Consider the following 13066-nt stretch of genomic DNA (forward strand, 5'->3'; position numbering starts at 1 on the left):
CGGACGGGATTTGACGAAGTGACGCCGCTGCCCTTCCTGCGATCGCCGCCCTTTCCCGGAATTGCTCCACGCGTGGCGGCGGTGAGCATCCTGCGCGAGCGGGCGGGTGAGCCGGACGAGGTTCCAGACAGCGTTATCGACCAGATCGCGGCGGCGCGGGTTGGAGGGGCCTTTTGGGGTCGCCAGCGCGAGGGCGTGAAGCTTGTGGCGCGAGCGGGGTGTCGTTTTCCCCGCGAGGGCCTGAAGCGCGATGAGATCGTCATTCTGCCTGCGCGGCCTTCCGGCAAAGAATATGATCCCTGGGCGCTGGTGGCGCAGGCGCGCTCCGTCCACGCGGCGGCCGATGATGAGCTGGCGATCATTGCGGGGATGGTGGGCGTTGCTGTGCGTGGCCCTGATGGGGAAGTGATCGCGCCTGAACGGCTTCGGCTGGCGGCAAAGCGCGCGGTCGCGGCGGCCAGCTACCGGGATTGTTTCGGCGGCGAGGCGGTGGGTGTCGAGCAAGCCGTCGCGCAACTGGCGGAGTGGAGCCGCCATCTGCAAGGCAACCGGCATATCGCCGCCGCCAGCGGCATGGCTTTCTGGAAGCGCGAAGCGATGCGGCGGTTCCTTTGGGATGGGGTGCGTTCGCCGCCCTTCCTTTCCCCACGCGCCGGAGCGCGGCGCGCAAGGCGCGAGGGTGGAGCGCTGGCGGTATGGCCATCGCGGGTGCCTTCTTCCTTGCGGGCGGACGCGCCGGACATTGCGGTTGCGCGGGTGGAAGATGGCTTCTTGCGGTCGAAGGGACTGGGGGCCGCGCTGACGCCGCCCGGGTCGGTCGTTATCGACCGGTCGGGCATTTATTATGATGCGGGCGGGCCGAGCGACCTGGAGACGTTGCTTGCGACACATGCGTTTTCACCGGCGCTAGTGGAGCGCGCCGGTCGGCTCCGCGCGAAGATTCGGGTGACGGGCGTCACCAAATATGGGCAGGATGGTGGCCAGATGCCGAGCCTCCCCAGCGCCAAGCGCACGGTGCTGGTCGTCGGGCAGGTGGAGGATGACCTGTCGGTGCAGCTCGGCGGCGCTGGTGTCGAGGGCAATCTGGGGCTGTTGAAGCGGGCTCGTCAGGCCGAGCCGGATGCACATATCATCTACCGGCCCCATCCCGATGTGCAGGCCGGGCTGCGGCGCGGGCATCTGAGCGATGCCGTCGTGCATGAGCATGCCGATGCGCTCGATAGCGGCGCGCCGTTAATGGCGCTGGTGCAGGCGGTAGATGACGTGCATGTGCTTTCGTCGCTCACCGGGTTCGAGGCGCTGCTGCGCGACCGGCCGGTCACGGTGCATGGCATGCCTTTCTACGCCGGATGGGGGCTGACCCGCGACCTGGCCGAGCCCAATCCGCGTCGAGGGCGCAAGCTGACCATCGATCAGCTTGTGGCGGCCGCCCTCATTCTCTATCCTCGTTACCTCGACCCGGTAACAGGTCTGCCCTGCGGCCCCGAGATCATGGTGGAACGTTTGGGTAGTGGATCGACGTCATCGCCATCATGGCTGATCCGAATGCGGACGCTACAGGGGAAAATTAGAAGATTTATGACTGTGTCTGCCGAGCGTCTCCATGGCTGACAGCCAAGCCAAGACCTTCCTTTTCCTTCAGGGGCCGCATGGACCCTTTTTCGCGATGCTGGCCGATGCCTTGCGCGCGCGCGGGCATGGCGCCTTGCGGATCAACATCAATGGCGGGGATAAGGTGGACTGGCCGGGGGAGGCGACGGATTATCGCGGGTCCTTCCGCAACTGGCCGCTCTTCTTCGATGATTTCATCGTCCAGCACGGCGTTACAGACCTGATTCTCTATGGCGATTGCCGCCCCTATCATGCGTCGGCGCACAAGATGGCGCGGTTGCGGGGCTTGCGCGTCCATGTGCTGGAGGAAGGTTATATCCGGCCGGACTTCATGACGTTGCAAGAAGATGGGGTGAACGGCAATTCAACGCTGCCGCTCGACCCGCAATGGTATCTGGATCAGGCGCTGGGCCTGCCGCCGGAGGGCGGGCGGGAGCCGCAAATCCCTTCGACCTTCCGCAGGCGTGCGGTCAACACGACGCGCAACGGGCTGGCGTCGGCGATGATGTGGCCGATCTTTCCCTTTTATCGGACGCATCGGCCGCAGAGCTTTCTGCTGGAGGCGGCGGGCTGGCTCAAGAAGCTGATGCTGCGCAAGCGGGACGTGCGTTTGTCGCGGGCGCAATGGGAGACGATACGGGACAAGCCCTATTTCGCCCTGCCGCTGCAGCTGGATTCGGACTATCAGATTCGCGTCCATTCGCCCTTCGGCAATATGCGCGCGGCCTTGCGGTTCGTGATCAAGAGCTTCGCGCGATATGCACCCGAGGGCACTAACCTGTTGGTGAAGCGGCATCCGCTGGATTCGGGATTGGTCGCCTGGGAGCGGCTGACGCGGCGGCTCGCGGCCCGATATGGGGTGGCGGATCGGGTCTATTATCTGGCGGACCTTGACATCGCGCAGGTGGTGGGCCGGTCGCTCGGCGTGGTGACGGTCAACAGCACGGTCGGTACGCTGGCGCTGAACAAGGGCAAGCCGGTGCTGGTGCTGGGACATGCCGTCTACAAGGTGCCCGGCGTCGTTTATAGGGGGACGCTGGACGAGTTCTGGCTCGATCCGGGGGCGCCGGATCAGACTCTCTATGCGGCATTCCGCCGGGTGCTGATCGACCGATGCCTGATACGGGGCGGCCTGCTAAGCGATCAGGGCCTCGATATGCTGGTGAACAATGCTGTGGAGCGGCTTTGCGAAGAAAGGCAGCAGGGGGAGCGCCGTTCGGATGGACCAGTGCGGCGGATCAATCTTGCGCGGGTCAGCTGAGGACAGGATTCGTGCGTCGCGTAAGGCGTTGTTCAGATAGCGGGTGAAAGCTGCATTGCGGACGGGAGGGCGCGCGCGGAGCCATGCTAGCGCGACGATGGGGCGCCATCGGGAAAGCTGATCGGGCGTGACGCCGCTTTGCCTTTGATAGGCGAGGCCAAGCTGACGGGCGGCCCAGTCGCGCCAGATGTTGGTGATGGGGTCGGCAGGGCCTTCGCCGAACCGCATCAACATCTCGCTCCTCACGGCATCGGCGGCGGGCACGCCGATCGCGGCCTTCGCCCAGTCGAGGACGACCAGCCCGTTATCATTGACCAGAATATTGTCGATGTGGAAGTCGCCGTGGAGGAGTTGATTGCCCTCTGGGAGGCGAGCCAGATAATCGGTGGCGGCGCGCTTGAGCCGGTCGGGCGCCGGGCCATATTCGATATCGGTTTTAAGCACGGACTTCACCGTGCGCAGTCCCGATGCCGAGCGACCGTGCATCTTATGGAAGAGGCGAGCCATGTCGCGGAGGAGGGAGGCGGCCGAGAAGGGCTTCTTGCGAATTGCTCTGGCGACGGATGAGCCGTTTATCTCTGGATAGATGAGGGCGCGTTTGTCATCGACCTCGACGCGCGCGCGCGGCGCGGCGGTGGGGAGGCCGAGGGAATCGGCCAGCGTGGCAGCCGCCCTTTCGCGCTCGATCATTTCATCGGACACGGCGGGGTGGAAGATCTTGATGACCTTTCCGTCGCCAATATGAAAAACCTCCGAGCTCTGGCCCCGGTCGAGCAGCAGCCAATCGCTTCCCATTTCCAACGACATGTGCTGCATCATTTCCTCACTTCCGTGCATTTGCCGATCGCTCAATTGATGGTAGCTGCGCCGACAGAATTCCAGGAGCTTGCCCAAATGAAAGAGTTGATCGCCTTTGATCTCGACGGAACGCTGGCGGAAAGCAAGCAACCTTTGGGAGAAGAGATGGGGGAGGCGCTGGCTGACCTGATGACGGTAGCGCATGTTGCCGTGATTTCCGGGGGTGATTGGCCGCAGTTCGACAAGCAGGTGGCAAGCCGCCTGCCCAGCCGCGCGGACCTGTCGCGTCTGTGGTTGATGCCGACGACCGGCACCAAGCTTTTCACGCATCAGGCAGGCGCATGGACGCCAGTCTATGCCGAGCTATTTGATGAGGCGCAGAAGCAGAGCATCTTCGCTGCCTTCGATCAGGCGTTGGAAGCGACGGGTTTCGTGCCGGAAGAAACATGGGGCGAACGGATCGAGGATCGGGGCAGTCAGATCACCTTTTCCGCGCTCGGCCAGCAGGCTCCTATTCATGCGAAGGAGGGATGGGACCCCGACTTTGCCAAGCGCCGTATCATTCAGGCCGACCTGCGGGAGCGGTTGCCCGGCCTGTCGATCAACATGGGCGGCGCGACATCGATCGACATCACGCGCGAGGGCGTGGACAAGGCCTATGGCCTCAAAAAGTTGCGCGATGCGAGCGGCATCGCTCTGGATGCGATGATGTTCATCGGCGACGCGATCTTCCCGGGCGGCAATGATTATCCGGCCAAGGAATTGGGGCTGGACACGGTGCGTGTCCGGGACCCGGAGGAGACGCTGTCCGTGATCGCGGCGATCGTTTCCTGCCAGAAGTGACCGAATTGCCCTGATGCCGGGCGCCGTCGGTTGCGGCGTGCGGTCCATGATCTGAGAGGGGCGGGGGTGTGTTTCACAGGCAAACCCCTCCACCCCGCTTAGCCGTTGCGGGCGATGCCCTTCAGATGGTGGAGCAGAAGGTCGGCATTGGCCTCCCACGTAAAGCGCAGTGCTGCATCGCGCACCGCTTCGCGCTCGGGCGGGTTGTAGAGAATCTCTCCAATGGCGGCCGCGATCGCTTCAGGATCACGGTCAACGATCTTGCCTGCTTCCGGACGGTCGAGCAGTTCGCGCGCGCCACCGACATCGGTGATAACGATGGGCGTACCGCAGGCGAGCGATTCGACCCAGGCGTTGGCGAGTCCTTCGGAGGAGGAGGGCAGCGCCATCACATCGGCGGCGGCATAGATGCGCGGCAGACGGTCATACGGGACGGAGCCGAGGAAACCAATGCGACGGTCAACGGCCAGTTCCTCCGCCTGCTTTTCCAGCGCCCGGCGATATTGACCCTGACCAGCGAAGAGCAAGGTGATGCCGGGCAGACGCGGAAGCGCCTGCACCAGCAGTTCCTGCCCCTTGCGCGGAATGAGTGCGCCGACGCACAGGACTACCGGCCCTTCAAAGCCCAGTGCTTCCTTGGCGGCGGCGCGATCGGCCAGTTCAAAGCGATCGAGATCGACGCCGGTATAGTGGACGCGAATCTTTTCCGCATCCATGCCCAGCTTGACCATCGACCGGCGCATTGCGCTGGATACGGCGAGCAGGCCCGCCGCTTCCGCCCCGGCGCGTTTCACCATTCCGCGCGTGTCGCGCCGTTTGCCCCAATAATGGATGTCGGCGCCGCGCGCCTTGACGGAATAGGGGATGCTGAGGGCGCGTGACAGGCGCTGCGCCACCGGGCCATCGGGGAAGAAGAAGCTGGCGTCGATGACGTCGAAGGGCTGCTGTTCATGCAGATGGCGTACCAGCGGCAGGATTGCGCGGGTCATGCTGCCGACATTGTAGCGCGCGCCGATCTTCGGGATCGTCGAAAAAATCGGGCGGTAGACGGTGAGGTTCTGCCACCGTTCCTTGCGCGGCAGGGCGCGGAGCGGCGCATATTGATTGCCAAGGCCGATCGGCCAAATCGGAATCCCGAGTGGCGCGATCACCGTGACATTGACATCGGGGCGGCTGGCGAGTTCCCGCGCCTGCCGTTCGACGAACACCCCGAAATTCGGACGGCTCATGTCCGGGAACAGGGTCGAGAGCGTAAGGACATTCAGCGTCATGCTGTCCCCCTTAAAGCATCGCGGTTAATCGAGAGTTAGGGCTGAAGCGCGGCTTTGGCTATAATTGTCTTACCAACTGAACCGCGACGGCGCCCCAGGGTGGGTCGCTGATCACCTGCTGACGGCTGCCACTGCCGAGCGGCAGTATTTGCAACTTGTCGCCCTCTCGCCCGATCAGTCTGCCAAAGACGAACCGTCCGGCATGGCGTGGCAGCAATATGTCCCGATTGAGCGCGCTTGCAAATTCGTCCGGGCCGATGCGGCGGCACCAGATTTCATCCCCGCTGCGATAATCGCCGATGCTGGCGGCCACCTGAACGCCGATCATCGCGTCGGCGGGCACGGGTGGAGGGAAGGACAGGCTGCGGGTCGGTGCGCGGGCGCCTTCCGGGCCGAGCAGCGCCGCGACCGGCACCACGCTTTGACCCGGGAGCGCCACAAGTTCTGATGAGCCAACGCCCAGAGCGTCGGCAATGCGGTTCAACCAGTTGACCGATACGGTTCGCGTGCCGGTTTCCAGCCTGCCGATCGTCTGCGCCGTGGTTGCCGGACGGCAAAGCGCCGCGACTTGCTCCAGCGTCAAACCCTTGGCTTTTCGAACTTCTCTAATCCGGGTGATCATGCCCATTCCCGATTTTTTCACCTATTTGGTTTTTCGTCTTTCCTACAAATGGTTCGTCGTGGCAAGCCCCTTCGCATCATTCATGCATGAGGAGGAAGCCGATGCGAAGCCAATATGTGGAGCAGAAGATCGAGGACCCCGCAGGACATGTCCAGACAGTGGCTGTGAACCTGGGCGAATCGCCGTTGGCATGGCTGCACGCGCGCGGTCATCTGAGCGAGCGCTATTTCAGAGCGGGGGAGCTGTTGCGCGCTGATTGGGAGAAGGCGGGGCTTGGTCCGCGTGTCACTATGCGATGGGACGCGGCGTGTTCCACGGGTGGGCCAAGAAATGGCTCGGCAGCGCCTGATCCCAGCATAGCCCAGCTGTCGGCGGGGGAGCGTTTCCATGCCGCCATCGCCGCCGCCGGGCCGGGACTTAGCGATATATTATGGCGGGTTGCCTGCGCTGGTGAGGGGCTGGTCGCGGCGGAGCGGGCGCTCGGATGGCCGAGCAGGGCGGGCAAACTGGTCCTGACGCTGGCGCTGGAGAGGGTCGCAGCCTGGTATCGCGTGCCTTGACGTTTAGCGGCTCAGCTCGGCACCGAGGAGCAGCAGCAGTTTGACATCGATGGCAAAACCTTCGGCTCGCCAGAAGGCGATCTGGCCCGTCAATTGATCCAGTGGAATGCGGTGGACGCGGATATCTTCCCCGTCCACGCCTCCACCATCACCCGTTTTTCGCAGGTCATGGGCGCGGAAAAGGCAGAAGCTTTCGGACACCATGCCGGGCGAGCTGTAGAATTCGCCAGCGGCCTCCATGCGTCCGGCGTGATATCCGGTTTCCTCTTCCAGTTCGCGGATCGCCGCGCGTTCGGATGCCTCGCCTTCCTCATCATCGCCGACAAGGCCAGCGGGCAGTTCGATGCAGCGGCGGCCGAGCGGCACCCGGAATTGATCGACGAGCAGCACATGCCGCCGCCCGTCTGCGTCTTCGTCGAAGGCCAGGATAACGGCAGCATGGATGCCGCGCGCTCGCCCTACATATTCCCATCTGCCGCGACGCTTGGCGGTGATGAAACGGCCAGCCCACATGATTTCTTCCGGGGCGGCCATATCCTGTTCACTCATAATTCGATCAGCCTGTCGGGCAATTCGTTGATGTCATCCTGCTCGCGCGGGAAATGCGCCGCGAGGACAGCGCCGACCTGACGTACGGCCTGTGCCAGCCCTTCTCCGGGGCGACCCGCCCGGATCGCATCGATCAGTGCTGCCATCGCATCTCCCCATGCTTCGGGCGCGACTTTTTCGTTGATCGCGCGGTCGGCGACGATCTCGGCTCGATGCTCGTCAAGCGACAGGTAGATAAGGACGCCTGTGCGGCCGCGCGTGCGTGCTTCGGCGGCGGTGCGGAAGAGAAGGATGGCGCGGCGGCGCACCCGGCGGGCCTTGGTCGCACGCGGCGTCATCAGCATGCGTAGCGGCATGATGGCGAGCAGATAGCGCACCACGAGAAATTTCAGGATCAGAAGGCCGGTCAGGCCGAGGATGAGCTTCCAGTCGGCCAGCTCATGTTCCCAATCCAGCAGCAGCGTGGACAGGAAGGCGCGCAGCTGCGCCGGGAATGCGGCCATGAAAGACAAGGCGAGGAATATGGCCGCCACCGCCCAGCTGAGGCCGACATCATGATAGCTATCGGAACGGCGCGTGACGATCGTCACGATCTCGCCGGATGTTTGTGTCTCTGCTTCCTTGACGGCGGCGGTGACCAGTTCGTGGTCCGCCTGATTGAAAAGCACTTGCATCACCAGTCCCCCGAGGCGCCGCCGCCCCCGAAGCTGCCTCCTCCTGAAAAGCCACCTCCGCCGCTGCCCCAGCTTGATCCGCCCCCGCCGCCAGAGCCCCATCCAGAGCCCATGCCCGGACCCCAGAGGATGACAGGCGCGCCGCCACCACGGCGATAGCGCTTCCCGCCGCGCGCTCGCGACAGCAGCGGAAGCAGGACGAAGAAGACGAAGAACATGATGATCCAGAAGCCGAGGATGCCGCCTCCGCCGCTATCCTGCTGGCGGGCTTCGGCCTCCGCCTGCGCGGCGCGCGCCCTTGCCTGATCGGGTGGCAGGGCGAGCAGCGACGTGATCTGATCGACGCCCGCATCGATCCCGCCTGCCATGTCGCCAGCCTTGAAACGCGGCGTGATGGCGTTGCGGATGATTTGCGAAGACAGCGCGTCCGTCAGTATGCCTTCGACGCCATAGCCGACCTCGATCCGCACCTTACGCTCATGGGGGGCGATGATCAGCAGGATGCCCTGATTATTCTTGTCGCCAATCCCCCAGGCGCGGCCGAGGCGGTAGCCATAGTCCGAAATGTCGTAGCCCTGAAGGTCTGGGATGGTCGCCACGACCAGCGACCGCCCACTCGCCTGCTTCTGCGCGATCAGCTTTTGGCTCAGCGCCTGTTCCTGCGCGGGGTCGAGGATGTTCGCGGCATCCACGACACCCTTGTCGTCGAACTTCGGAAAGCTTTGGGCCTGCGCGGCGGGGACAGCGAGACCCGCCGCCGCCGTCCAGACGAGCAGCGCTAGGATCAGGAGCAGGCGGCGGAGCATGGCTGGCGCTTAGTTGCCGAAGTCGACCTTGGGCGCTTCTTCGGCTCCCGGCGTGGTCGCCTGGAAGGGGGTCATCGGCTTGGCGCCATGAATGATCTTGGCGCCGATCGCGTCGGGGAAGGTGCGAATGCGGGTGTTATAGGCGCGCACCGCTTCATTATAGTCGCGAATGGCGACGGCGATCCGGTTCTCGGTCCCTTCCAGCTGTGACTGGAGATCGAGGAAATTCTGGTTAGCCTTGAGGTCCGGATAAGCCTCCACCGATGCCAGCAGCCGCCCGAGACCTTGGCTCAGTTGCGCCTGTGCCTGCTGGAATTGCTGGACCTTGGCGGGGTCGGACAAATCCTCGGCGTTGACCTGCACCGATGTCGCCTTGGCACGCGCCTCCGTGACCCTCACCAACGTGTCCTGTTCCTGTTTGCCAGCTGCCTTCACTGTGGCGACCAGATTGCCGATCAGGTTGGAGCGGCGCTGATATTGTGCCTGGACGTCGGCCCATTTGGCTTTCGCTGCTTCCTCTGCGGTGGGCACGCTGTTGATGCCGCAGGCAGACAGCGCAAATGCCGTTAGCAGGGGCAGGAGAAGAGCAGAAAATCGGCGCAGGATCGTCATGGAGCATCCTCGGCATTGTTGCGACGTCGGAAATAGGTGGTTGTGGAAGCGGGTGCAACGGCTCATCCTGCTAAACACGCAATCAGTGCAAGGGGTTCTCACATGGGACTGATTTCCGAATTCAAGACATTTATAAACCGGGGCAGCGTGATCGACCTGGCGGTTGGCGTCATCATCGGCGGCGCGTTCGCCACCATCACCAAGTCGCTGACAGATGACCTGATCATGCCGGTGGTGGGCTACCTGTTCGGCGGGGCGGACTTTTCCCGCTATTTCATCCGGCTCGGCGACATACCTGCCGGGTTCAAGGGCAATCCGGAAAGCTACGCCGATCTCAAGGGCGCAGGAGTCGCCATGTTGGGGTGGGGCGAATTTCTGACCGTGCTGGTCAATTTCCTCATCCTTGCCTTCATCATCTTCCTGCTGGTGAGGGCGGTGAACAGGCTGATGCCCAAGCCCGATGAGGCGCCTGCCGCTACCCCGGAGGAGGTGCTGTTGCTCCGTGAAATTCGCGACAACCTCAAAAAATAATTCGTTTCTGCGACGAAAGGAGCCTGCGGCGGGAACCATCTGCCGTGCGACCGGTTGATCGCGGTCAGAGTTCTGGGTGCTTTGCGCGGCCGGAATTCTTGCCGAATGACGTCAGCCCCAGGGGGCGCAACAGGAGAACACGCCGTGAAAACCATCGTCTCAGTCCTCGGCCTTGCCAGCTTGATCGCGCTTGCTGCATGCGATTCCAAGCAGGAAAACAAGGTCGAGAACGCATACGAGAATCAGGCGGACGCCATCGACAACCAGGCCAGCAACATGGAAGCGATGGCCGATAACCTGTCCGGCAATGCCGAAAACGCTGCCGAGAACGCAGCCGACGCTTTGGAGAACAAGGCCGAGGCCACTCGCGAAGCGGGTGAGCGCGCTGCCGATGCCGTCGAAGAGAAGACGGAGCGCTAATCTTTCGCTTTCCCAAGCCGGAAAGGGCGTCGCGATGATGATCGCGGCGCCCTTTTTGCTGAGAGAACAACGTCTTTAACGAGCCTTTAACCACGCCTTCCCCATGGTGCCGTCGCGCGCATCCGTGAAGGCCAAGGGAATGGACGAGTTACTTCAGGAATTCATAGCCGAGACGCAGGAAACGCTGGAAGCCCTGGCGGGCGAGGTCGTCGCCTGGGAGGCGGACCCCAGCGACCGCGACCGGCTGGACGCCATTTTCCGCTTCTTCCATACGGTAAAGGGCAGCTGCGGCTTCCTCAACCTGCCGCGTTTTGAACGGCTGAGCCATGCGGCCGAGGATGTGCTGTCGGAAATCCGCGCAGGAAGCCGTACCGCTGATCCAGCGACGGTTAGTGCCGTGCTGGGCATTATGGACCGGATCGCCGAACTTGCAGAGGCGGTGGCGATCGGCGCGGCGCTGCCCGATGAAAATGACGACTATCTGATTGGTGCCCTCGCCGCACGCGAGGAAGTAACGGCGGCCGCAGAGGTTGCTCCCGCAATCGAGGCTGTGCGTCAAGGCGGCGCGCAGGCGGTGCCCCGGACCATCCGGTTGCCGCTATCGCTGATCGATCAGTTGATGAATGGCGTGTCGGACATGGTGCTGGCGCGCAACGAACTGTCCCGCAAGCTGCGCGAACGGTCGAGCGATCCCGAGCTGGAGAGCAGCTTCGAACGACTTTCCACATGCGTTGCCGACATGCGGGACGCCATTTCCAAGACGCGAATGCAGCGTGTGGAAAGGCTGTTTACCGCCATTCCACGCATGGTGCGTGATCTGGGCCGCGAACTGGGCAAGAGGATCGACCTAGTCCTTGAGGGCGGCGACGTCGAAATGGACCGCGAGATGGTGGAGATGGTGGTCGATCCACTGACCCACATCGTGCGCAACAGCATCGATCACGGCATCGAAACACCTGAGCAGCGCCGGGCGGTGGGCAAGCCCGAAGCCGGGACGCTGAAGTTGCAGGCACGCCAGTCGGGCAACCAGATCGTGATCGAGGTCAGCGACGACGGGCAGGGTATCGACACCGGGCGCCTGGTGGAAAAGGCAGTTTCAGCAGGCAAGCTGACCCGCGATGCCGCCGCCAGGATGGGCGAGGCGGAAAAGCTGGAGCTGATCTTCCAGGCCGGGCTTTCGACTGCCAGCCATGTGACTGCGATATCCGGCCGGGGGGTCGGGATGGACGTGGTGCGCGCCAATGTGGAGCGGATCGGCGGCGTCATCGCGCTGCATAACGAACTTGGGCGGGGATTGCGGATCGTATTGCGCGTTCCGTTGACGCTGACGATCATTCCGGGTCTTATCATCCGGTCTGGCGGTCTGCACTTCGCCATTCCGCGCGCGGCGGTGGTCGAGATACTGCACGATAATAACGAGACGCTGCATGTCGCCGAAGTCGGTGGCGCGAAGATCGCGACGATCCGGTCCGTGCGCCATTCGATGATCGATCTGGAAGATGTGTTGGGGATGGAGAAGTCCGCCCAGCCGGGTCCGCGCGCGATCATGGTGGTGCGATCTGCGACTGGCGTGCCCTTCGCCCTGGGTGTCGCCGCTGTCGATAATCATGAGGAACTGGTTATTCGTCCCGCATCTCCGCTGGTCATGGCGACCGGCGTCTATGCGGGCATGACGCTGCCCGACAATGGCAAGCCGATGTTGCTGCTCGATGCGGCGGGCCTCGCCAATGCCGCGCGCCTGCCGAATGTTGTGGATGAACGGGCCAATGATCAGGCAGATGACAATGATGATGGCGCTGTCCGGGTCGAGATGGTGTCGGCCCTGCGCTTTGAGGAGCTGTCGGGCGAACGGCGGCTGATCAAGCTTTCTCTGGTGGAGCGGGTGGAGGACGTTGATGCGTCGCTCTTTGGTCGTTCGGGCGCCCATGCCTTTGTGCGGCTGGACGGACGGCTGGTGCCGGTGGCCAATGGCGCGCATAAATTTACTGCCGATCATGTTTCGGCGCTGCGGCTTCGGGATGGCAATCAGGAAGCCTGCTATCCGGTCGCCGCCGTTCTCGACATCGTGGAAATGCCTGCCGTGCCCGACATGGTCGCCCTGCAAGGCGTGCTGAGCGGCGTCGCCATGGTCGATGGCGAACATCTTGAGGTCCTTAATCCCTTCGCGCTGTTTGCCTCTCTGCCAGATAGTGGCTTCGCGAGACGGGTTCGGGGACGGTGCGTCCTTGCTGACAGTGAGGATGGCTGGACGCGTGAGATATTGGCGCCCTTGCTGCGTCAGGCGGGCCATGAAGTCCTTTTGGGCCTGCCCCAAGGTGAGGCCGTCGATCCGGCTGACGTGGTCCTTTGTTCTGACCGTGATCTGACGCAGGCGGCCGAGATATTGGGATGCCGCATCGTCCAGCTGCGCGCGTCACCAAAACCGGCAGGGCCAGAGGATGGCAGCATTTATCGCTATGATCAGGACGCCCTGATGGCGGCCATCACTGGCACCCGGCGCTAAGGAGG

Annotated in this window: 13 protein-coding genes and 1 pseudogene; 7 read left to right on the forward strand and 7 right to left on the reverse strand. The window is 63.3% G+C overall.

The window, feature by feature from the left end; translation table 11 throughout:
* Positions 1 to 18: 18 nt before the first annotated feature.
* Positions 19 to 1611 (forward strand): capsular polysaccharide export protein, LipB/KpsS family, encoded by a 1593-nt coding sequence (locus IZV00_RS00880; protein WP_196226442.1) that lies wholly within the window; start codon positions 19 to 21, stop codon positions 1609 to 1611.
* The gene (locus tag IZV00_RS00885; protein WP_196225365.1) at positions 1604 to 2872 is read left to right on the forward strand and encodes a capsule biosynthesis protein; all 1269 of its coding nucleotides are present in this window, start codon (positions 1604 to 1606) and stop codon (positions 2870 to 2872) included. The genes IZV00_RS00880 and IZV00_RS00885 overlap by 8 nt, the downstream gene beginning before the upstream one ends.
* A 198-nt stretch (positions 2873 to 3070) precedes the next feature.
* Here IZV00_RS00885 and IZV00_RS21095 read toward each other — a convergent pair.
* Positions 3071 to 3874, reverse strand: a pseudogene (locus tag IZV00_RS21095) (phosphotransferase family protein); the annotation flags it as partial.
* Here IZV00_RS21095 and IZV00_RS00895 point away from each other — a divergent pair.
* Positions 3767 to 4513, forward strand: a complete 747-nt coding sequence (locus tag IZV00_RS00895) for an HAD-IIB family hydrolase (RefSeq protein ID WP_196225366.1) — start codon at positions 3767 to 3769, stop codon at positions 4511 to 4513. The pseudogene IZV00_RS21095 and the gene IZV00_RS00895 sit on opposite strands and share 108 nt — an antisense overlap.
* Before the next feature lie 98 nt (positions 4514 to 4611).
* Here IZV00_RS00895 and IZV00_RS00900 read toward each other — a convergent pair whose 3' ends face one another.
* Both IZV00_RS00900 and IZV00_RS00905 read right to left on the reverse strand, forming a co-directional pair.
* Positions 4612 to 5784: a glycosyltransferase gene (locus IZV00_RS00900; RefSeq protein WP_196225367.1), complete on the reverse strand. Its 1173-nt coding sequence runs from the start codon at positions 5782 to 5784 to the stop codon at positions 4612 to 4614.
* Between the two features lie 58 nt (positions 5785 to 5842).
* The gene (locus tag IZV00_RS00905) at positions 5843 to 6406 is read right to left on the reverse strand and encodes a helix-turn-helix domain-containing protein (protein ID WP_196225368.1); all 564 of its coding nucleotides are present in this window, start codon (positions 6404 to 6406) and stop codon (positions 5843 to 5845) included.
* A 101-nt stretch (positions 6407 to 6507) separates the two neighbouring features.
* On the opposite strand from IZV00_RS00905, the gene IZV00_RS00910 reads away from it, so the two are divergent.
* Positions 6508 to 6966 (forward strand): DUF6456 domain-containing protein, encoded by a 459-nt coding sequence (locus tag IZV00_RS00910; protein ID WP_196225369.1) that lies wholly within the window; start codon positions 6508 to 6510, stop codon positions 6964 to 6966.
* 3 nt (positions 6967 to 6969) lie between these two features.
* Here IZV00_RS00910 and IZV00_RS00915 read toward each other — a convergent pair whose 3' ends face one another.
* From IZV00_RS00915 to IZV00_RS00930, 4 genes are read right to left on the reverse strand one after another with little or no spacing between them, the layout of a single operon-like run.
* Positions 6970 to 7515 carry an NUDIX hydrolase gene (locus tag IZV00_RS00915; RefSeq protein ID WP_196225370.1) on the reverse strand — a complete coding sequence of 182 codons (546 nt, stop codon included), beginning with the start codon at positions 7513 to 7515 and terminating at the stop codon, positions 6970 to 6972.
* Entirely contained in the window at positions 7512 to 8189 is a 678-nt protein-coding gene (locus IZV00_RS00920) for a TPM domain-containing protein (RefSeq protein ID WP_196225371.1), read from the reverse strand. The genes IZV00_RS00915 and IZV00_RS00920 overlap by 4 nt, the downstream gene beginning before the upstream one ends.
* Complete coding sequence (locus tag IZV00_RS00925) at positions 8189 to 8995, reverse strand: TPM domain-containing protein (RefSeq protein ID WP_196225372.1); 807 nt, start codon at positions 8993 to 8995, stop codon at positions 8189 to 8191. The genes IZV00_RS00920 and IZV00_RS00925 overlap by 1 nt, the downstream gene beginning before the upstream one ends.
* A gap of 9 nt (positions 8996 to 9004) precedes the next feature.
* The gene (locus IZV00_RS00930; protein WP_196225373.1) at positions 9005 to 9607 is read right to left on the reverse strand and encodes a LemA family protein; all 603 of its coding nucleotides are present in this window, start codon (positions 9605 to 9607) and stop codon (positions 9005 to 9007) included.
* Positions 9608 to 9709: 102 nt separating this feature from the next.
* On the opposite strand from IZV00_RS00930, the gene mscL reads away from it, so the two are divergent.
* The 3 genes from mscL to IZV00_RS00945 all read left to right on the forward strand — a co-directional run bounded on the left by mscL (position 9710) and on the right by IZV00_RS00945 (position 13061).
* Positions 9710 to 10138, forward strand: a complete 429-nt coding sequence (mscL, locus tag IZV00_RS00935) for a large conductance mechanosensitive channel protein MscL (RefSeq protein ID WP_196225374.1) — start codon at positions 9710 to 9712, stop codon at positions 10136 to 10138.
* Between the two features lie 144 nt (positions 10139 to 10282).
* Positions 10283 to 10558, forward strand: coding sequence for a hypothetical protein (locus IZV00_RS00940; protein ID WP_196225375.1), 276 nt, complete (start codon positions 10283 to 10285; stop codon positions 10556 to 10558).
* 139 nt (positions 10559 to 10697) lie between these two features.
* On the forward strand, positions 10698 to 13061 hold the full coding sequence (locus tag IZV00_RS00945; protein WP_196225376.1) for a chemotaxis protein CheA: 2364 nt from the start codon (positions 10698 to 10700) through the stop codon (positions 13059 to 13061).
* Positions 13062 to 13066: the final 5 nt, after the last annotated feature.

Origin of the sequence: Sphingobium sp. Cam5-1, assembly GCF_015693305.1 — a bacterium.
Lineage (GTDB): Bacteria > Pseudomonadota > Alphaproteobacteria > Sphingomonadales > Sphingomonadaceae > Sphingobium.

Coding starts and splice junctions, on each gene's coding strand:
- IZV00_RS00885 (WP_196225365.1), top strand. CDS start 1,604: ATGGCTGACAGCCAAGCCAAGACCTTCCTTTTCCTTCAGGGGCCGCAT.
- IZV00_RS00895 (WP_196225366.1), top strand. CDS start 3,767: ATGAAAGAGTTGATCGCCTTTGATCTCGACGGAACGCTGGCGGAAAGC.
- IZV00_RS00900 (WP_196225367.1), bottom strand. CDS start 5,784: ATGACGCTGAATGTCCTTACGCTCTCGACCCTGTTCCCGGACATGAGC.
- IZV00_RS00905 (WP_196225368.1), bottom strand. CDS start 6,406: ATGATCACCCGGATTAGAGAAGTTCGAAAAGCCAAGGGTTTGACGCTG.
- IZV00_RS00910 (WP_196225369.1), top strand. CDS start 6,508: ATGCGAAGCCAATATGTGGAGCAGAAGATCGAGGACCCCGCAGGACAT.
- IZV00_RS00915 (WP_196225370.1), bottom strand. CDS start 7,515: ATGAGTGAACAGGATATGGCCGCCCCGGAAGAAATCATGTGGGCTGGC.
- IZV00_RS00920 (WP_196225371.1), bottom strand. CDS start 8,189: ATGCAAGTGCTTTTCAATCAGGCGGACCACGAACTGGTCACCGCCGCC.
- IZV00_RS00925 (WP_196225372.1), bottom strand. CDS start 8,995: ATGCTCCGCCGCCTGCTCCTGATCCTAGCGCTGCTCGTCTGGACGGCG.
- IZV00_RS00930 (WP_196225373.1), bottom strand. CDS start 9,607: ATGACGATCCTGCGCCGATTTTCTGCTCTTCTCCTGCCCCTGCTAACG.
- mscL (WP_196225374.1), top strand. CDS start 9,710: ATGGGACTGATTTCCGAATTCAAGACATTTATAAACCGGGGCAGCGTG.
- IZV00_RS00945 (WP_196225376.1), top strand. CDS start 10,698: ATGGACGAGTTACTTCAGGAATTCATAGCCGAGACGCAGGAAACGCTG.